Source organism: Methylocystis sp. IM3, assembly GCF_038070105.1.
Lineage (GTDB): Bacteria > Pseudomonadota > Alphaproteobacteria > Rhizobiales > Beijerinckiaceae > Methylocystis.
Map to the genome: position 1 here is coordinate 3,085,552 of NZ_JBBPBZ010000002.1, position 17,767 is coordinate 3,103,318.

At 67.4% G+C, this 17,767-nt stretch carries 17 protein-coding genes; 9 read left to right on the plus strand and 8 right to left on the minus strand.

Annotation, left to right across the window (positions count from 1 at the left end):
* Positions 1-221: 221 nt before the first annotated feature.
* Positions 222-614, minus strand: coding sequence for a hypothetical protein (locus tag WOC76_RS17025; protein WP_341431511.1), 393 nt, complete (start codon positions 612-614; stop codon positions 222-224).
* Positions 615-1,071: 457 nt separating this feature from the next.
* On the minus strand, positions 1,072-2,004 hold the full coding sequence (locus WOC76_RS17030; RefSeq protein ID WP_341105173.1) for a glycine--tRNA ligase subunit alpha: 933 nt from the start codon (positions 2,002-2,004) through the stop codon (positions 1,072-1,074).
* Positions 2,005-2,151: 147 nt separating this feature from the next.
* Here WOC76_RS17030 and WOC76_RS17035 point away from each other — a divergent pair, with 147 nt between their 5' ends.
* The 3 genes from WOC76_RS17035 to WOC76_RS17045 all read left to right on the plus strand — a co-directional run bounded on the left by WOC76_RS17035 (position 2,152) and on the right by WOC76_RS17045 (position 5,279).
* The gene (locus tag WOC76_RS17035; RefSeq protein WP_341105171.1) at positions 2,152-3,288 is read left to right on the plus strand and encodes a tlde1 domain-containing protein; all 1,137 of its coding nucleotides are present in this window, start codon (positions 2,152-2,154) and stop codon (positions 3,286-3,288) included.
* A 325-nt stretch (positions 3,289-3,613) separates the two neighbouring features.
* Positions 3,614-4,735 (plus strand): DUF2778 domain-containing protein, encoded by a 1,122-nt coding sequence (locus WOC76_RS17040; protein WP_341105170.1) that lies wholly within the window; start codon positions 3,614-3,616, stop codon positions 4,733-4,735.
* Positions 4,736-4,838: 103 nt separating this feature from the next.
* Entirely contained in the window at positions 4,839-5,279 is a 441-nt protein-coding gene (locus WOC76_RS17045; protein WP_341105168.1) for a L,D-transpeptidase, read from the plus strand.
* 9 nt (positions 5,280-5,288) lie between these two features.
* Here the strand turns inward: WOC76_RS17045 and WOC76_RS17050 are convergent, their stop codons facing one another.
* Both WOC76_RS17050 and WOC76_RS17055 read right to left on the minus strand, forming a co-directional pair.
* Positions 5,289-5,978, minus strand: a complete 690-nt coding sequence (locus tag WOC76_RS17050) for a response regulator transcription factor (RefSeq protein WP_341389117.1) — start codon at positions 5,976-5,978, stop codon at positions 5,289-5,291.
* 215 nt (positions 5,979-6,193) lie between these two features.
* Positions 6,194-6,877 (minus strand): tRNA1(Val) (adenine(37)-N6)-methyltransferase, encoded by a 684-nt coding sequence (locus tag WOC76_RS17055; protein WP_341105165.1) that lies wholly within the window; start codon positions 6,875-6,877, stop codon positions 6,194-6,196.
* 174 nt (positions 6,878-7,051) lie between these two features.
* Here WOC76_RS17055 and WOC76_RS17060 point away from each other — a divergent pair, with 174 nt between their 5' ends.
* Positions 7,052-8,062 (plus strand): polyprenyl synthetase family protein, encoded by a 1,011-nt coding sequence (locus WOC76_RS17060; protein ID WP_341105162.1) that lies wholly within the window; start codon positions 7,052-7,054, stop codon positions 8,060-8,062.
* Between the two features lie 111 nt (positions 8,063-8,173).
* On the opposite strand, the gene WOC76_RS17065 is transcribed toward WOC76_RS17060, so the two are convergent.
* Entirely contained in the window at positions 8,174-8,458 is a 285-nt protein-coding gene (locus WOC76_RS17065; RefSeq protein ID WP_341105160.1) for a PsiF family protein, read from the minus strand.
* A gap of 470 nt (positions 8,459-8,928) precedes the next feature.
* On the opposite strand from WOC76_RS17065, the gene WOC76_RS17070 reads away from it, so the two are divergent.
* On the plus strand, positions 8,929-11,055 hold the full coding sequence (locus WOC76_RS17070; protein WP_341105158.1) for a S9 family peptidase: 2,127 nt from the start codon (positions 8,929-8,931) through the stop codon (positions 11,053-11,055).
* On the opposite strand, the gene WOC76_RS17075 is transcribed toward WOC76_RS17070, so the two are convergent.
* Positions 11,045-11,488, minus strand: a complete 444-nt coding sequence (locus WOC76_RS17075; protein ID WP_341105155.1) for a hypothetical protein — start codon at positions 11,486-11,488, stop codon at positions 11,045-11,047. The genes WOC76_RS17070 and WOC76_RS17075 overlap by 11 nt on opposite strands.
* A 139-nt stretch (positions 11,489-11,627) precedes the next feature.
* Here WOC76_RS17075 and WOC76_RS17080 point away from each other — a divergent pair, with 139 nt between their 5' ends.
* A complete protein-coding gene (locus WOC76_RS17080; protein ID WP_341389124.1) occupies positions 11,628-12,926 on the plus strand; it encodes an O-acetylhomoserine aminocarboxypropyltransferase/cysteine synthase family protein in 1,299 nt (432 codons plus the stop codon).
* A gap of 52 nt (positions 12,927-12,978) precedes the next feature.
* Here the strand turns inward: WOC76_RS17080 and cobU are convergent, their stop codons facing one another.
* Positions 12,979-13,512 (minus strand): bifunctional adenosylcobinamide kinase/adenosylcobinamide-phosphate guanylyltransferase, encoded by a 534-nt coding sequence (gene cobU, locus WOC76_RS17085; protein ID WP_341105153.1) that lies wholly within the window; start codon positions 13,510-13,512, stop codon positions 12,979-12,981.
* Positions 13,505-14,620: a cobalt-precorrin-5B (C(1))-methyltransferase gene (locus tag WOC76_RS17090; RefSeq protein WP_341105151.1), complete on the minus strand. Its 1,116-nt coding sequence runs from the start codon at positions 14,618-14,620 to the stop codon at positions 13,505-13,507. Before WOC76_RS17090 ends, cobU begins: the two co-directional genes overlap by 8 nt.
* Positions 14,621-14,720: 100 nt before the next feature.
* Here WOC76_RS17090 and WOC76_RS17095 point away from each other — a divergent pair, with 100 nt between their 5' ends.
* From WOC76_RS17095 to WOC76_RS17105, 3 genes are all read left to right on the plus strand, one after another.
* Positions 14,721-15,278, plus strand: coding sequence for a YbhB/YbcL family Raf kinase inhibitor-like protein (locus tag WOC76_RS17095; RefSeq protein WP_341105149.1), 558 nt, complete (start codon positions 14,721-14,723; stop codon positions 15,276-15,278).
* 96 nt (positions 15,279-15,374) lie between these two features.
* On the plus strand, positions 15,375-16,334 hold the full coding sequence (cbiB, locus tag WOC76_RS17100; protein WP_341105147.1) for an adenosylcobinamide-phosphate synthase CbiB: 960 nt from the start codon (positions 15,375-15,377) through the stop codon (positions 16,332-16,334).
* A gap of 137 nt (positions 16,335-16,471) precedes the next feature.
* Positions 16,472-17,728 carry a polyhydroxyalkanoate depolymerase gene (locus WOC76_RS17105; RefSeq protein WP_341105145.1) on the plus strand — a complete coding sequence of 419 codons (1,257 nt, stop codon included), beginning with the start codon at positions 16,472-16,474 and terminating at the stop codon, positions 17,726-17,728.
* Positions 17,729-17,767 lie beyond the last annotated feature (39 nt).

The window sequence follows — 17,767 nt, forward strand, 5'->3', positions numbered from 1 at the left end:
CGCCACGCCACGCCACGCCACGCCTGCCCCACGCCACGCAAACCGGAAACTCGACTCAACGCCAACGCAACGATTACTCGGCTCACGCAACGACTATTTGACGACAAGTCACTCGGACGCGACCACACGCTGACTCAGCCGGGGCGTTCCGATCCATTACGGTCAGGACCGGGCCCCTGTTGTCCGGGGCGTCTATGCGCCCCGTTGATTCGGAAGCCGCTTCAATTGAGAAGCGAGCCCGAAAGATCGCGCGCCGTTTCGTCTCCGGCGCAGAAATGGACATGCCACTCGGAAACGCCGAGTTCGTGGGCGAGGGAAGCGAGTGGCGGCCTCGCCCCGGGCTCCCGCGTCGAAAAGACGCAGAGCGGGCGCCGCGCAAGGCCCTCACGGGCCACGCCGACGACGACCGCGCTTTCCACTTCGGAGACGAAACCTTCCTCGCCTCGCTGGAAGATGGAGCAGACGTAACGGCGTCCCGATACGCCACGCCAGGAGAAGAAGCGGCCCTGGAGGAGATTCGCTTCTGCGAGCGAATCGAGTTCCTGACCGCGTGGCGACAGGCCATGCGATGGCCGGCGCATCATTAATGGCGAAAAATTATGGTCCCGACGCATGACACCCTGCCAAACAGAGCGAAACAAGAACTTTACTAGAACAAACGATGTACACAGTCAAGGACTGCGACCTCGCGTTCCCGGAAAGACCCGGCGGGCGCTCCCCCCGCCGCACTGGGCTGCGGCCGTACTGGCGCAGCCTGTCTTGCCTCTCTTTGCATGACGCCCAGCCCGGAGGCTGTGCGCCAACGCGCACCCTGCGCCACTACGCTCCCGCTTGAACTCCTCTGGAGATGGGGTGCGATTCGAGCAACGCAAGCGTGAACTTTGCCATAAGGCGCACAACTTCTACGATAGTTTCATCGGCGAGACAATTTTTTTTGATTTTGTCGCGGGCCGGCGTGGTTCGCGCCTGTCACTGGGCGCAGCAAGGCGCCCGCGCCGGCTAGCGCCGACGCGGGTCTCGATATGGACATCTCAAATTCGTTACTGAGCTTTTTCCGCGCCCCGGCGGCCGTCAGCCGTTGGCGCCGCCGCCCGCCGTGCGCAGCCAGGCGGCCCCGCAGGCCTTGGCGAGCTCGCGCACCCGCAGGATGTAGCTTTGCCGCTCGGTGACGGAAATCACCCCGCGCGCGTCGAGCAGATTGAAGGCGTGGCTCGCCTTGATGCACTGGTCGTAGGCGGGCAGCGCCATGAGATGCCGCTCATCGCCCGAGCCCGCGCCGAAATCGAGCAGGCGCCGGCACTCGGCTTCCGCGTCCCGAAAGTCCTCGAAGAGCTTCGCCGTGTCGGCGGCCTCGAAATTATGGCGCGAATATTCCTGCTCGGCCTGCAGGAAGACGTCGCCATAGGTGACTTTTTCCGCGCCGTCGCGGCCGTTGAAATTCAGCTCCATGATGCTGTCGACGCCTTGCAGATAGCAGGCGAGCCGCTCCAGCCCATAGGTGAGTTCGCCCGCGACCGGCGCGCATTCGAAGCCCGCAACCTGCTGGAAATAGGTGAACTGCGAGACCTCCATGCCGTCGCACCAGCATTCCCAGCCGAGCCCCCAGGCGCCGAGCGTGGGGCTTTCCCAGTCGTCCTCGACGAATCGGATGTCATGGACCGCCGCATCCAGGCCGATCGCGGCGAGCGAGGCGAGATAGAGCTCCTGAAGATTGGCCGGCGACGGTTTGAGGATCACCTGGAACTGGTAATAATGCTGCACGCGGTTGGGGTTCTCGCCATAGCGCCCGTCCTTGGGACGCCGGCACGGCTGCGCATAGGCGGCCCGCCAGGGCCTCGGGCCGAGCGCGCGCAGCGTCGTCGCCGGATGGAAGGTGCCCGCGCCCATCTCCATGTCATAGGGCTGCAAAATGACGCAGCCTTGCGCCGCCCAGAAATTCTGGAGCGTGAGAATCAGGCCCTGGAAGGAGCGCGTGGGGGAGAGATCGTCGGCGGTGGCGGTCATGCAGGCATCCTGTCGCGGCGAAGAAGCAGTTACGGTCGCCGCGGCCCGCGGTCAATGGCCGGGGCCGTTCCAATTTGAGCCAAACTCGAAGTTGCCGGGAAAGCCCTCGGAAACCATTCCGAAAGCCATGGGCGCTAGCGTTAGCCCATGCGTAACCATGTGTCGTATCCCCGCGTTCGCGCCCCCCGTCGGGCGCACAAGATCGTCCCGGCGGTCGGCGGCGTAGCCCTCTGCCTGCTGACCGGCGGCTTTTTGTTCTCGCTCCCGGAGGAGCCCGCCGGACCGGCCGAGCCGGCGCGCGAGACCGCCGAACTGGCCCCCGCCGATCTCGGCCTGCGCGGCTCCCTCGTCTCCGGCATTGGCGCCCATGCGCCGCAAGCCTTTGCGCCACGCAGCGCCCGCGCGCGGTTCTATGATTTCTTCGTCTCGCGCGCCGAGGCCGGGCCAAAACCGGCCGAAGGCGCATGGCGGGCGGCGCAGGCGCCCGAGCCGCCCGCGCGCCCCGTCGACCTCCGAACTGACGCCGACGCGCCGCCCGCGCCAGCGCCGGAGCTGGCGAGCCTCGAGGCGCCGACGCCGCCACGACGCCCGCCGGAACTTTCCGCCGCGCTCAAGCCCGAGCCCCCGAAGGAGCAGCCCGTCTCTCTCGCGCGGGACGAGCCGCGTAGTCCTGCGCGCCAGATGGCGCGGGCGGCAGGCTCCACGACCGTTCCCGCCGCGCCCTCGGATGGCCGCAGCTTCTTCGAGCGCCTCTTTGGCGGCGCGCCCCAGGCTGCGGCGGCGTTGACGACCGGCCGGCCGAATCGCGAGGTCATGGCCTATGCCGCCACGCCCGCCGACACGGGCGGGCTGTTCGGCGGATTGCGCAGCGCCGTCGCGCCCACCAATCCCGCCGCGCGCTTCGACCGCTATACGGCGGTCTACGACATCTCCGCCCGGGTGGTTTACATGCCGGACGGCTCGAGGCTGGAGGCGCATTCGGGCCTGCGCGAGCATCTCGACGACCCGCGCTATGTGCATCTCCGCATGCGCGGCCCGACGCCGCCGCATATCTATACGCTCACCCCCCGCGAAGCCCTGTTCCATGGCGTCGAGGCGCTGCGCCTCAATCCTGTCGGCGGCGGCGGCGCCATCTACGGGCGAGCCGGACTCCTCGCGCATACCTATATGCTCGGGCCGAACGGCGACTCCAACGGCTGCGTCTCCTTCCGCGACTACAACGCCTTTCTTCAGGCCTATAAGCGCGGCGACATTCGCCGCCTCGCCGTGGTCGCGCACCTCTAGGAGAGGAGCCGCCCCGTCCACCGAGCGCGCCGGTCTCGCAGGATCGGCGCGTTTTTTTGTCGGGCGCCTCATTTCGGGACAGACAATCCTGTGCCAAGTCTCTGCATTCACACGGTTTCTTATGTCTATGGCGGGCTGACGCCTTGTGCGAAGCTGTCCACGCACAGCCAAGAATTCGCCTCAATCGAGCCCAAGCAAGGCCGCTATGCTTTTCCAGAGTGTTGCTGCGGCGTTCTTGCGCGTCCGCTCGACCCGGCCGACCCCGTGATTCGTGACGCCGCCGGTCGCAGCGCGAGCGCGCCACCCGATCATTTTCCGAGGGCGGATGTTGACGAAACCCCAGATTTTACATGGCTTCCTGTCACGAGATCGCGGCCGCTTCGTCGCCTATGTGGCGCTCGGAAGCGTCGCGCTGTCGTCGAGCCTGCTGATCGGCTGGCATGTCCATCGGCAAAAAGGGCCGGTCGCGGCTGACACGCTGGCGCGGACGGAGGCGCCTGCCGCCAACCCTTACGGTCGGATGATCGTGGGCCTTGGGCCCTGGGCCCGCACGGCCGCCGCGCCTGCGCAGACAGCCGACACGACGGCCGCGCTCGCCGCGAAAGTGGAGCCCGTGGCTCTGGAGCCGGAGGCGAAGCTCGACCCGAATCTCGAAGCGAACCTCGAATCGGCGGAGGCGGAAAGCGTCTCCCCTAACGATGAGACGACGCCACTGCCGCCCCGCCGGCCCGCCGATCTCAAGGCGCTTGCGAGCCGCCTGGCGCCCGCGCCGCAGCGGCAGGCCGCGCTCGCCGAACCCGCCCCCGCGCCGGCGTCAGCCGACACCCGCAGCTTCTTCGAGAAGATTTTCGGCGGCGCCGGCGCCAGCCAACAACCCGCCGCCCCGCCCGAGCCGGCGCAAACCGGCCGCAACGCGCGCCGCCCGCAGCAGGCTCCTGCTCAGGGCTCTGCTCAGGTCTTGGCCTATGCCGCGCCGGAATCGACCGGCGGTCTTTTTGGCGGCGTCACGAGCCCCGCCGCGCCCGCGGCCCCGGCGCAATCTGCCGCCGTCGGCCCGGCGCCGCGCGCGGGAGCCGGCACCGCCGTCTACGACATTTCGGCGCACACGGTTTACATGCCGGACGGCACCAGGCTCGAAGCCCATTCTGGCCTTCGCGAATATCTCGACGATCCGCGCTACGTGCATGTGCGCATGCGCGGTCCGACGCCTCCGACCGTTTATGCCCTGACGCCGCGCGAGGCGCTGTTTCATGGCGTCGAGGCCCTGCGCCTGACGCCGATCGGCGGTGATTCGATATACGGCCGCGCGGGTCTCCTTGCCCACACCTATATGCTCGGGCCGAACGGCGACTCCAACGGCTGCGTCTCCTTCCGCGACTACAACGCCTTCCTTCAGGCCTATAAGCGCGGCGACATTCGCCGGCTGGTGGTGGTCGCGCGCATGTAGGAGCGTCTTGTCCCTGCGCGGTTTTTACCCCGCGGCGATGGATAGCCGCGAGGCGGCGCATATATGCCTCTTGGGTTGACGCTCATCCGCGCGGGAGGCTGCTTTGCGTATCAATGCCCTTCTTCTTGTTTCGCTCTTCGCGATTGCAGGCGGAGAAAGCGCGGCGGCGCGAGTTCGCGTCCACATCGATCTCGGCAGCCAGCGCATGTATGTCAATTCGGGGAGCGGCAGCTATGTCTGGCCCGTCTCGACGGCGCGGCCCGGCTACCGGACGCCGCGCGGCGTCTTCTCCGCCAAGGCGCTGCAACCCATGCATTACTCCAGCAAATACGACAATGCGCCGATGCCGCATTCCATCTTCTTCAACGGCGGCTACGCCATTCATGGGACGTACGCCACCGGCTCCCTCGGCCGCCCGGTCTCGCATGGATGCGTGCGGCTCTCACCCGGACATGCCGCGCAGCTTTATTCCATGGTGCGCCGGCAAGGGGCGATCATCTCCATCAGCGGCGGGGCGCGCCATTGGGGGCGCGCGCGCCACTGAGGCCTGGCCTCAATCCGCCTGCGCGGTCGCCTGTGAAGACGCGGGATCGAAGGCGAAACCCTGCCGATAGATCGTCGTAATGGGGGCCTTCTGGTGGGCCTGCTCCTCGATGCTGTTACGCAGGCGGCGCACGAACATGTCCAGCGCCCGGCCGCTTTCGTCCGTCTCCTCGATTCCGATGGCCCGGCGCAGTTCATCTCTGCCGACGGGTTGGCCCGGCGTCCGGGCGAGGCATTTCATGAAGGCGATCTGGCGGTGGCCCAGGCGGATCGTCTCCCCGCCGGGCCCACGCAGGCCGCCACCCTTATCGAGCAGCCAGCCCCCCGGCTCCGCCTCCGGCGACGGCTGCTCCCGCCCCAGCAAGGACTTGACGGCGGCCAGCATCTCCGCCTCGGGCGCAGGCTTCACCAGAAAGAGATCGGCGCCCTGGGTATAGGCCTCGACGCGGTCTGTCAGCGTGTCGCGATGCGTGTGGACGATGATGCGGGTGCGCGTGGTCCGCCGGAGATATCTGACCATCGCAAAACCGCTGTCGTCCGGCAGATTGAGATCGAGCACGGCAAGGTCGAACGTCGATCGCGCCAGCCGCTCTCGACATTCTCTGGCGTTCGAGACCGCGGCGACCACCCCCGCCGATGAAAGGAGGCCGGCGAGAGATTGATGCAGTTCCGCATCGCCTTCGACGAGAAGAATAGTCATGGCTGCGCTTTCACCGACCATATGCTTCCAAAAAACCCCGCCGCCCAGCCGATGAGGCGCCGAACGACGGGAGAGGAGCCCCTTTCTCCGCCGCCGGACGGCGAGACGGCGCCTGCATTCGGGCGGGAGCAGCGCCCTCCATCGCAAGCTAAGCTATTCGATTCGGCAGAAAAGACAAGCTATAGCAATAAAACCATTACAATCATGATCTTACGCTATTGATCCCAGATTGCCTTCGGCGGCAGAAGCGCCAGCGGCGCTTTCGATCCCTTCGTCCCCTGTAGCAGGATGCGCGTCGCAGGCGCGCCGGGGCGGGAGTAGATCGGCAGAACCGAAACGCCGCCGAGCCTTCCGGCGACGGCGGCGAGGCAATCGGCGAGCGCGTCGGCGCGATGGATCATCGCAAAACGCCCGCCCGGCGCGAGCAGCGCGAGCGCGCCGCGCACCCATTCCGAGAGCGGCGCGGCGGCGACATGGGCGCGGGCCTTGCCGGCGTCCGGCGTCACACGCACGCGCGACGGTTCGTGAAACGGCGGATTGGTGAGGATGAGCGCAGCCTGCTCGTCGACGAGCCCGGCTGCGCGGCGCGACGTCGCAGAGGCGACGTCGGCCTCATGCGCCGTCACGCGCGCCGCAAGGCCGTTGCGTTCGATGTTCTCTCGCGCGAGCGCGCAGGTCTGCCGATCGATCTCGACCAGCCCGACTTGGGCGGCGGGGGCGTGCAGGGCGGCCATGAGCCCCACGGCTCCGGCCCCGGCCCCGATGTCGAGGATCAGACCACGGGCGTCCGGAGGCGTCGCGGAGGCGAGCAAGACCGCGTCATGGCCTGCGCGGTGGCCCCGCCCCTGCCGCAGTCGCAGCCGTCCTTCGAGAAATCCGTCGATTTCGCCGTCGCTCATTGTTTTGCGACAGTCACATGCCCGACGCGCGCGCCGCAAGCGCAACCCGGCAAGATGGTTCAGAAGCAGATTATTTTTTGTAGCGGAAGGATCAATCGAAGGCTCGACTTGCCGGTAGCGACGCAAAGCCCTAAATTGCCCCGCCGTTATTGAGGTAAGGCCGTAGGGGGGTCCGTGGGTATCGTTATTCCGCTCGAAGAGAAAAAGGCCGCAGGCCTCGACAGCCTGCTCAGCCTGATCCGCCCGGACCTCGAGCGCACCAATCAGCTCATCATCCAGCGAACGGGCTCCGACGTCACGACGATCCCGGAGGTCGCCAACCATCTGATTTCCGCCGGCGGCAAACGCCTGCGCCCGATGCTCGTGCTCGCGACGGCGGGCATGTGCGGCTACAAGGGCGACGGCCATCTCAAATTCGCCGCCGGCATCGAATTCATGCATACGGCGACGCTTCTCCACGACGACGTCGTGGACGAGTCCAGCATGCGGCGCGGCAAGATCGCGGCGCGGATGCTCTGGGGCAACCAGACCTGCGTGCTCGTCGGCGATTTCCTGCTCGGCCACGCCTTCAAGATGATGGTCGAGCCGGGCATGGTGCCGCCGCTCACCGTGGTCTCGCAGGCCGCGGCCGTCATCGCCGAGGGCGAAATTCTCCAGCTCAACGCCGCCAAGGACACCACGACGACGGAAGACGCCTATATGGGCGTGATCCGCCGCAAGACGGCCGAGCTCTTCGCGGCGGCCGCCGAGGTCGGCGTGATGCTCGCGGGCAAGCCCAGGGTCGACGAGGAAGCCGCGCGCAGCTACGGCATGAATCTCGGCATCGCCTTCCAGCTCATCGACGACGCGCTGGATTACGGCGGCTCCTCCGCCAAGCTCGGCAAGAATGTCGGCGACGATTTCCGCGAGGGCAAGATCACCCTCCCCGTCGTGCTCGCCTTCCGGCGCGGCAGCGAGAAGGAGCGCGAGTTCTGGCGGCGCACGCTCGAGAAGGGCGAGATCAACGACGGCGACGTCGAGACCGCCTGCGGACTCATGAAAAAACACAAGGCGCTCGACGACACGATCGAACGCGCGGCCCATTACGGCGCGATTGCCCGCGACGCGATGGAAATCTTCCCCGCATCGCCCTGGAAGGACGCGCTCCTCGAGGTGGTCGACTTCTGCATCGAGCGGGTTTACTAGCCCGCGCAAAACGAAGGGCGGGCGCCGGCGCCCGCCCCTTTCATTTCCTTCCCGGATGCGAGTTCGAGACAAGACAGCCGGCCGCGCAAATGTCGCGGCCAGCGCATCGCGTCAGGATTTCAAGCACTCGGCCTTGAACTGCTTCTTCGCCTTGCCCTTCAGGCCCTTTTCCTTGGCCTGATCGGCGCAGGCCTTTTCCTTGTCCGCAGGCGAAGCCTGTGAGGTCGCGGCGGCGGGGGTGGCGGCCGGGGCGTCCGTGGATGCGGCGCCGGCCTCGGCGGCCTTGGGGGCGATCTCCGCCGGCGGCTTCCAGGCGGTTTCCGCAAAAGCGGACGATCCGACGAACAACGCAGCGAATGCGCCAGCCGCGCAAATGAACTTGGTGCTCTTGTACATAACGTCTCTTTTGTTTTTAGAAGCCGGCCGCGCGGCTTCGGACTCTCCCTGGCCAAACGCTACTCAAGAACGCGGCCAAGGCGGACGTTATGACATTTTTAAGAACTTGTCTCGGTCGCCTCCTGCGCCCGAAGCGGCAGGGAACAGCGAGGATTTCAGCCCCGGTGATTTCTCCAGAAGTGGATGGCGAGGACGCCCGCAAGGGCCGAGAGGAGCAGCCGCGCCAACAGGAGCCCTGGCGCAGCGCCTTTTCTTTCAATAAGATAAAAGATAAGGCCCTTGCCGTGTAGACGGCGTGGCCGGCCCGCGCGCACATGGGGATGGAGGAAGCTCATTTTGGTTTCCGCTCGAAAATCCGAGGCCCCGGGTGGTAAGGCTAACGACGAAAATATTGAGAAAGGCTTGCGCGCGTCGCCCCTTTTCGCAGGCGCCCCGCGAGCCTCCGGGCGGCAGGACAGGCGGGAAAGAGAATGGCTGAGCCACGAAAGATCGACGACGCGACATTCGATCTGAGCGCGACGCCCCCCGTGGCGGAGCGGCGCGCCTTTCGCATGACCACGCATGGGCGCGTCCTCGACGATCCTTACGCGTGGCTTGCGGCCGAGAACTGGCGCGAGGTGCTGCGCGACCCGAAAAAGCTTCCTCGGGACATTGCGACGCTGATCGAGGCGGAGAACGCCTATTGCGCGCAAGCCGTCGCGCCGCTCGCCGAGCTGCGCAAGACCCTCGTGGCCGAAATGCGCGGGCGCATCAAGGAGGACGACGCCGACGTTCCCGATCCCGATGGTCCCTTCGCCTATTACGGGCGCTTCCGCGAAGGCGCGGAGCACCCCATCGCCTGCCGCATGCCGCGCGACGGCGGGGAAGAGACCATCCTGCTCGACGGCGAGGCGCTCGCCAGGGGCCACGACTTCTTCGACATTGGCGAGACCGCCCATTCGCCCGATCACGCGCAGCTCGCCTGGAGCGTCGACGCCGCCGGATCGGAGCTTTACGCCATTCGCACCCGCGCGCTCGCGGATGGGCGGGACCGCGACGACGTGGTGACCGATACGGAGGGCTCCATCGTCTGGAGCGCCGACTCGAGGGCCTTCTATTACGTGCGCGTCGACGAGAACCATCGCACGGCGCAGGTCTTTCGTCACGAGGTCGGCGCCGACCCGGCGACGGATCGCCTGATTCTGGAGGAGCCCGACGGCGCGTGGTTCATCGGCATCGAGGAAAGCCGTTGCCGGCGTTTCGCCGTCGTCGCCATTCGGGGGCACGACGCCTCTGAATGCTGGCTCGTCGATCTCGCCGACGCCGAGGCGCCGCCCCGGCGCGTCGCCGCGCGGGAACCGGGACTGCGCTACGACGTCGAGCCGCACGGCGATCTCGTCTACATCCTCAACAATGCGGACGGGGCCGAGGATTTTCGCATCTCGGTCGCGCCGCTCGATGCGCCGCAGCGCGCCAACTGGCGCGATGTCGCGCCCTATCGCGACGGCGCGATGATCGTCTCCTTCACGGTCTATCGAAACTGGCTCGTCTGGATGACGCGCGAGAATTCGCTGCCGCGCATCATGGTGCGCGATCTGACGAGCGGCGAGGAGCACGCCATCGCCTTCGGGGAAGAGGCTTACGCGCTCGGCCTCGATCCCGGCCTCGAATTCGACACGGACAGGCTGCGCTTCACCTATTCCTCCATGACGACGCCGGACGAAACCTTCGACTACGACATGCGGACGCGCGAGCGCGTGCTGCGCAAGCGGCAGGAAATTCCTTCCGGACACGATCCAAAAAATTATATTACGCGCCGGCTTTTCGCGCCGGCCGCGGATGGCGAGACGATTCCCGTCACGCTGCTGCATCGCGCGGATTTCGAGCCGGGCCGGGGCGGCGCGCCGCTCCTGCTCTATGGCTACGGCGCCTATGGCCATTCACTCGGCGCGAGTTTCAACGAGGACGCGCTGTCGCTCGTGGATCGCGGCTTCGTCTATGCGCTGGCCCATGTGCGGGGCGGAACCGACAAGGGCTGGCGCTGGTACGAGGACGGCAAGCTCGACAGAAAGCCGCACACCTTTTCGGACTTCATGACCGTGGCGCGCGATCTCGTCGCGACGGGATATACGCGCGCCGGCGCGATCGTGGCGCAGGGCGCCTCGGCCGGCGGCCTGCTGATGGGCGTCGCCGCCAATGCGGCGCCCGAGCTTTTCGCCGGGGTCATCGCCGGCGTTCCCTTCGTCGATGTCCTTCACACGATGATGCGGGACGATCTGCCCCTGACGCCGCCGGAATGGCTCGAATGGGGCAATCCGCTCGAAGACGAAAAGGTCTACGACCGTCTGGCGTCCTATTCGCCCTATGACAATATCCGCGCCCAGAGATACCCGGCCATTCTGTCGATCGCGGGCGTCACGGACCCGCGCGTGACCTATTGGGAGCCGCTCAAATGGGTCGCGAAGCTGCGGGCCACCATGACCGGCGGCGGGCCCGTGCTGCTCCACACCCATATGGGGGCCGGCCACTCCGGCGCCTCGGGACGTTTCGAGGCGCTGGAGGACACCGGATTGGAATACGCCTTCGCGCTCGCCTGCGCGGCGCGTCTCAGCTGCTAGGCTTCCTGCCGCGAAGCTCTTCCGGCGGCAGCCATTCCTTGCCCGCCTGCGTGCCGGCCTTGCCCTCGATGCCGGGCGAGCCGGCGGCGGTGCCACTCGGCCCGGCGAGGCCCGTGGGCGACGCCTGCATCTGGGCGGCGGGATTTTCTTTCTGCACCACCGTCGGCGGATCGACATGCGTGCCGACCGCCGGCCCGGAGGTTTCGCCGGGCGAGGGCGTCATCGTCGATTTGGGGATCACGCCCGACGCCTCGACGGGGGCGCTCTCGCGGGCCTCGGCCTGGCGGAGTCCGGGCCCCTGCTGCGCCTCCTTGGGCATGACCGGCTGGCCCCCGTCGAAGGTCGGCGGATTGGGATCTCCCTGATCGAGCGCCCACGCGGGCGCAACGGCCCCTGCCGACAGAAAAGCAGAGATCACGAGAATTTTCTTCATGGTTCTCGCTCCTGACCGCCGCCTTGGCGGCGGGCCGGGTAAGCCCCCAACGGCTAGATGGGCGGGGCCGTCGCGCCGGCAAGAAAATATCGCCTCGCGCCGGCTTTTCGTTTAGTTGCCTGTAGCGGGAGGATTGGCCATGGCTCACGACTCGAAACATGCGGAAACGATTGCGCTGCACGCGGGGTGGCGCGCCGACGAGGCGACCGGCGCCGTCGCCGTGCCGATATTCCAGACCACGTCCTATCAGTTTCGCGACACGGAGCACGCCGCCAATCTCTTCGCGCTGAAGGAGCTCGGCCACATCTACACGCGCATCGGCAACCCGACGACGGGCGTGCTCGAGGCGCGGCTCGCCGCGCTCGAAGGCGGCGTCGCGGCGCTGGCGCTGTCCTCGGGACAGGCGGCCTCGGCCTTCTCCCTGCAAAACCTTGCGCGCGTCGGCGACAATGTCGTCTCCTCGACCGATCTTTACGGCGGTACCTGGAATCTCTTCGCCAATACGCTGAAGGATCAGGGAATCGAGGTGCGCTTCGTCGATCCGGCGGACCCGGAGAACTTCCGCCGTGCGACGGACGACCGCACGCGCGCCTATTATGCGGAGACGCTCCCCAATCCCAAGCTCACCGTCTTTCCCATCGCCGAAGTCGCGGCGATCGGCCGCGAATACGGCATTCCGCTGATCGTCGACAATACGGCGGCGCCGATCATCGCCCGCCCGCTCGATCACGGCGCGGCCATCGTCGTCTATTCGACGACGAAATATCTCGGCGGCCACGGCACCTCGATCGGCGGCGCGATCATCGACGGCGGCAATTTCGACTGGGAGAAATTCCCCGCCCGCCAGCCGGCGCTGAATACGCCCGATCCGAGCTATCACGGCGCGGTGTGGGTCGAGGCGGTCAAGCCGCTCGGACCCGTCGCCTATATCATCAAGGCGCGCACGACGCTTCTGCGCGATCTCGGCGCCGCGCCCTCGCCCTTCAACGCCTTCCTCACCCTGCAGGGAATCGAGACGGTGACGCTGCGCATGGAGCGCCATGTGCAGAATGCGCAGAAGGTCGCGGATTTCCTGGCGAAGCGCAGCGAAGTGACGCGGGTCATCCATCCCTCGCAGCAGAGCGGGGAAGCCCGCCGGCGCGCCGACGCCTATCTCAAGGGCGGCTATGGCGCCTTGATCGGCTTCGAGCTCAAAGGGGGACTGGAGGCCGGCCGCCGCTTCATCGACGCGCTGGAGATGTTCTACCACGTCGCCAATATCGGCGACGCGCGCAGCCTCGCCATCCATCCGGCGACGACGACGCATTCCCAGCTCGGCGAAGAGGCGCAGCTCGCCAGCGGCGTGACGCCCGGCTATGTGCGCCTCTCAATTGGCCTCGAACATATCGACGACATTCTCGCCGATCTGGAGCGGGGGCTGAAGGCGGCGGGGGCGTAAACGCGCCCAAACCGAGAACCGCCCACGCCGCAAGGGGGAGTGAAAAAAGGCCCTACTTCACCTTCACCGGATAGCCCGCCACCACGAGCGCGACATGCGCCGCGATCCGCGCCACCTCCTGATGCAGCAGCCCGGCGGCGTCGCGGAAGGCGCGGGCGAGCGCGTTTTCGGGAACGATCGAGAGACCCACCTCCGGCGAGACGACCACCGTCGGCGCACGGCGGGCCAGCAGCGCGGCGGCCAGCGCGGCGCGGTCGGCCGCGAGATCGGCTTCCGCGAACATTCTGTTGGAGAGCCAGATCGCCAGGCAATCGACCATGAGCGGCGACTCGGCCGGCGCCGCCACGATCGCCGCCGGCAGCTCCTGCGGCGCCTCGATGGTGCGCCAGTCGCCGCCGCGCCGCGCGCGATGGGCGCCGATGCGCGCCCGCATCTCGTCGTCGAACGCCTCCGCCGTGGCGATGTAGAACCACGGCCCCGGATGCGCCATGATCAGCCCTTCGGCATAGGCGCTCTTTCCCGAACGCGCGCCGCCCAGAATGAACGTCAGGCGGGGGTTTTCGGCTTCCCCTCTCGGCTCAGGCATCGCAGGCCCTCTTGAAAGGCGTCTGCGCCAGGAGGCCGCCCTCCCGGTCGAAGACCATGATCTGAAGCTCGCTCTCGCAGGCGGCGCCGAGCGCGCGCGCCGCGGTGGCGAAGGCGGAGCGCGCCACCGGGGCCGCGAGATCGACGCCTTCGGCGCGGGCGATCAGCAGCGCGTCGAGCGCGCTATTGGCGTGGCGGATGCGCGCCTGCGTCTCTCCATCGGCGCCCGCCGCGCGCGCGGTCTCCGCCAGTTCCGCAAGATCGAGCGTGGAGCGGCCCGAATGCAGATCGAGCCTGCCCTGCGCGAGCTTCGCCATCTTGGCGAAGCCGCCGCCGATCGTGACCCGCGCGACAGGATGCGTGCGCAGATATTTCAGAAAGCCGCCGACGAAATCCCCCATTTCGATCAGCGCGGCGTCAGGCAGACCGTAGAGCTTCTGCACGGCGGCCTCCGAGGTCGAGCCCGTCGTCGCCGCGAGATGGACGAGCCCGCTCGCGCGCGCCACATCGACGCCCCGATGAATGCTGTCGATCCAGGCGGCGCAGGAAAAAGGCGTGACGACGCCGGTCGTGCCGAGGATGGAGAGGCCGCCGACGATGCCGAGGCGCCCGTTGAGCGTATGCTTCGCCATCTCCGCGCCGTGGGGAATCGAAATCTCGATCTTCGCGTCGGCTTCGACGCCGAGCTTTTGCGCGGCTTCCGCGATCGCCTCGGCCATCATGCGCCGCGGCACGGGATTGATCGCGGGCTCGCCCGGCCCCAGCGGCAGGCCGGGCCGAGTCACCGTGCCGACGCCCTCCCCCGCGAGGAAGGACACGCCCGTCCCCGGCGCGGCGCGGCGGACCGTGGCGCGCACGAGGGCGCCATGGGTCACGTCCGGATCGTCGCCCGCGTCCTTCACCACGCCCGCGCGCGCGAAATCGGGTCCGCGCGCAAATTCGGCGAGCGCAAAGGCGACGCGCCGGCCCGAGGGCAGCGCGATCTCGACCGGATCGGGGGGCGGCGCGCCCGTCACCAGCGCCTCGAAGGCGGCGCGGGTCGCGGCGGTGGCGCAGGCGCCGGTCGTCCAGCCCCGGCGCAAGGAGCGATCTTTTGGCGCGTCCGTCATGCGCCATGTGTAGCAAGTCCCCGCGCCCCGCGACATCCCGGCGACACCGGGCCGGCGATCCGCTAAAAGGGTCGCCCGTTTCTAGGAAGGAGCTTGGCCCATGAATCGCAGCCTGACATCCTTTTTCGCCATGATGACGCTCGCGACGGCCGAGGCCGCCGGCGCGCAGGCCTTCGAACTCAGGAGCCCCGACATCGCCGACGGCCAGAGGATCGACATGAAGCATGTCTATGATTCCTTCGGCTGCACGGGCGCCAATCTCTCTCCCGAACTGACCTGGAGCGACCCGCCGGCCGGCACGAAGAGCTTCGCCGTGCTGATGCACGATCCCGACGCGCCGACCGGCGGCGCGGGCTTCTGGCACTGGCTCGTCGTGGATATTCCGCCGGACGCGCGCAGACTCAATCAGGGCGCCGGCGACGCTTCCGGCAAGAACCTGCCGCCCGGCGCGCATCATCTCGAAAATGACTTCGGCGACAGATCCTACGGCGGTCCGTGCCCGCCGCCCGGCAAGCCGCATCGCTATGTCATCACCGTCTATGCGCTGAAAACCGACAAGATCGGCGACGCGGGCAAGGGCCGCACGGCGATCGCCGGCTTCACGATCAATCAGAACGCGCTCGCCAAGGCCTCGATCACCGGCCTGTTCGGGCGCTGAGGTGAGGAGGCCGACGACGGATATTGCGGGGGCCAAATCCCTCCCCCTTGCGGGGAGGGAGCAGCGCCCGCCCCAAATATCGGCCGATACGCGCCCATGAGTTTCGGCGTTGCGCTGGCGGCGCTCGCGATCGAAGCGGGCGCGGGCTATCCCGATTCGCTCTTCCGGCGCATCGGCCATCCGGTCACCTGGATCGGCGCCCTCATCGGCGCGCTGGACCGCCGGCTCAACCGTGAGAGCGACACCTTCGCCCGGCGACGCGCCAAGGGCGCCGCGGCGCTGATGCTCGTCGCCGCCCTCCCGCTCGCCGCGGGAGTCGTCATCGAGCGGCTCTGCGAGGCCCTGCCCTTGGGCTGGCTTCTCGCCGCGCTCCTCGCCTCGAGCCTCCTTGCTCAAAGAAGCCTTTACGATCATGTGGCGGCCGTAGCGCAAGGGCTGTCACGCGGCCTCGACGAGGGGCGCCGCGAGGTCGCGAAGATCGTCGGCCGCGACGTGGCCGCGCTCGACGAGGCCGGCGTCGCCCGCGCGGCGATCGAAAGTCTCGCCGAGAATTTCTCCGACGGCGTCGTCGCGCCCGCGCTGTTTCTCGCCCTCTTCGGCTTGCCGGGCGCGCTCGTCTACAAGGCGGTCAACACCGCCGACAGCATGATCGGCCACAAATCCGACCGCCATCTCGCCTTCGGCTGGGCGGCGGCGCGCTGCGACGATCTCCTCAACCTCGTGCCCGCGCGGGTCGCGGCGGGCCTCATCGTTGCGACGGCCGCGGCGATCCCGGCCGCCTCGGCGAAGGGCGCGCTCGACGCCGCCCGCGCCGACGCCGCGCGACACGCCTCGCCCAACGCCGGCTGGCCCGAGGCCGCCATGGCCGGCGCGCTCGGCCTCGCGCTTGGCGGCCCGCGCGCCTATCATGGCGCGACGGTGGACGGCGCCCTGCTCGGGCGTGGCCGGCGGGAGGCCACAGCGGCGGATATTTTTCGCGGATTAATGATTTACAAAGGGTCGGCCGCCGTGCTTTGGCTACTGATGTTCGCCGGCGCGGCGGCGGGCGCTAGATAGGTTGTTTCCCCGGACGCCTTCAATCTGTTTGCATTTCTGCGCGACGATGTCGCGGGCGCTGGACTTTGCATTTTTGAAGAATTCGGCTACAAATTTTTTGTGCAGCGCAGCATAGGAGTAGCGGAAAGGCTCTGAATATGGATCGTATGTCCTATCATGTTTACGAGATGCTGCATCTGGCCTTCGCGCCGGCGCGCGCGGCGACTGACGCCCTGTTGCACACGATCAAGAGCCCCCTCAATCCGCTCTATCACACCTCGCTCGGCCGCAGCATCGCGGCCTCCGCCGAACTCTTCGAGCGCATGACGCGCCGTTACGGCAAGCCGATGTTCGGCCTCGATTCGACCGTCGTCGACGGCGTAACGGTCGAGATCGCCGAAGAGCATGTCTGGATGAAGCCCTTCTGCGGCCTGCTGCATTTCAAGCGGCAGTTCGAGGGCGAGGCGCCGCGTCAATCGAAGCTTCTCATCGTCGCGCCAATGTCGGGCCATTACGCCACGCTGCTGCGCGGGACGGTCGAGGCCTTCCTGCCGAGCCACGACGTCTATATCACCGACTGGGCGGACGCGCGCACCGTGCCGCTCATCGAGGGCGGTTTCGATCTCGACGATTACATCGACTATCTCGAAGAGATGATGGGCTTCCTTGCCGAGGACGGGACGCCCGTCCACACGCTTGGCGTGTGTCAGGCCTCCGTGCCCCTGATCTGCGCCATCGCCGCCATGGAGGCGGCCGACGATCCGGCGGCCCCCCAATCCATGATCCTGATGGGCGGACCGATCGATACGCGCGTCAATCCCACCGCGGTCAACAAGCTCGCCGAGAAGCGCGGCATCGAGTGGTTCCGCCGCCACTGTATCCACACCGTTCCCTTCCCTCATGCGGGCATGGGGCGCGACGTCTATCCGGGCTTCCTCCAGCTTTCGGGCTTCATGGCGATGAATATCGAGCGCCATGTGACGGCTCATATGGAGATGTTCAACCATCTGATCGAGGGCGACGGCGACTCGGCCGAGAAACACCGCGACTTTTACGACGAATATCTCGCCGTGATGGATCTGACGGCCGAATTCTATCTCCAGACGGTCGAGCGCGTATTCATCCGGCACGAAGTGCCGCTCGGGCTCCTGCGCCATCGCGGCGAACTCGTCGACCTCAAGGCGATCCGCCGCACGGCCCTGCTCACTGTCGAAGGCGAGAAGGACGATATTTCCGGCGTCGGCCAGACGCTCGCCGCGCAAGAGCTCTGCGCCGGCATTCCGGCGGCGCGCAAGGCGCATCACTTGCAGGACGGCGTCGGCCATTACGGCGTTTTCAACGGCTCCCGCTTTCGCCGCGACATTGCGCCGCGCATCTGCGCCTTCACCGGGGACATGGAGCGCGTCGAGGCGTAAGGCGTCCTCAGCCCTCTCCCGGCTCGCAGGGAGAGGGCG

Coding starts and splice junctions, on each gene's coding strand:
- WOC76_RS17025 (WP_341431511.1), bottom strand. CDS start 614: ATGCGTCGGGACCATAATTTTTCGCCATTAATGATGCGCCGGCCATCG.
- WOC76_RS17030 (WP_341105173.1), bottom strand. CDS start 2,004: ATGACCGCCACCGCCGACGATCTCTCCCCCACGCGCTCCTTCCAGGGC.
- WOC76_RS17035 (WP_341105171.1), top strand. CDS start 2,152: ATGCGTAACCATGTGTCGTATCCCCGCGTTCGCGCCCCCCGTCGGGCG.
- WOC76_RS17040 (WP_341105170.1), top strand. CDS start 3,614: ATGTTGACGAAACCCCAGATTTTACATGGCTTCCTGTCACGAGATCGC.
- WOC76_RS17050 (WP_341389117.1), bottom strand. CDS start 5,978: ATGACTATTCTTCTCGTCGAAGGCGATGCGGAACTGCATCAATCTCTC.
- WOC76_RS17055 (WP_341105165.1), bottom strand. CDS start 6,877: ATGAGCGACGGCGAAATCGACGGATTTCTCGAAGGACGGCTGCGACTG.
- WOC76_RS17065 (WP_341105160.1), bottom strand. CDS start 8,458: ATGTACAAGAGCACCAAGTTCATTTGCGCGGCTGGCGCATTCGCTGCG.
- WOC76_RS17070 (WP_341105158.1), top strand. CDS start 8,929: ATGGCTGAGCCACGAAAGATCGACGACGCGACATTCGATCTGAGCGCG.
- WOC76_RS17075 (WP_341105155.1), bottom strand. CDS start 11,488: ATGAAGAAAATTCTCGTGATCTCTGCTTTTCTGTCGGCAGGGGCCGTT.
- WOC76_RS17080 (WP_341389124.1), top strand. CDS start 11,628: ATGGCTCACGACTCGAAACATGCGGAAACGATTGCGCTGCACGCGGGG.
- cobU (WP_341105153.1), bottom strand. CDS start 13,512: ATGCCTGAGCCGAGAGGGGAAGCCGAAAACCCCCGCCTGACGTTCATT.
- WOC76_RS17090 (WP_341105151.1), bottom strand. CDS start 14,620: ATGACGGACGCGCCAAAAGATCGCTCCTTGCGCCGGGGCTGGACGACC.
- WOC76_RS17095 (WP_341105149.1), top strand. CDS start 14,721: ATGAATCGCAGCCTGACATCCTTTTTCGCCATGATGACGCTCGCGACG.
- cbiB (WP_341105147.1), top strand. CDS start 15,375: ATGAGTTTCGGCGTTGCGCTGGCGGCGCTCGCGATCGAAGCGGGCGCG.
- WOC76_RS17105 (WP_341105145.1), top strand. CDS start 16,472: ATGGATCGTATGTCCTATCATGTTTACGAGATGCTGCATCTGGCCTTC.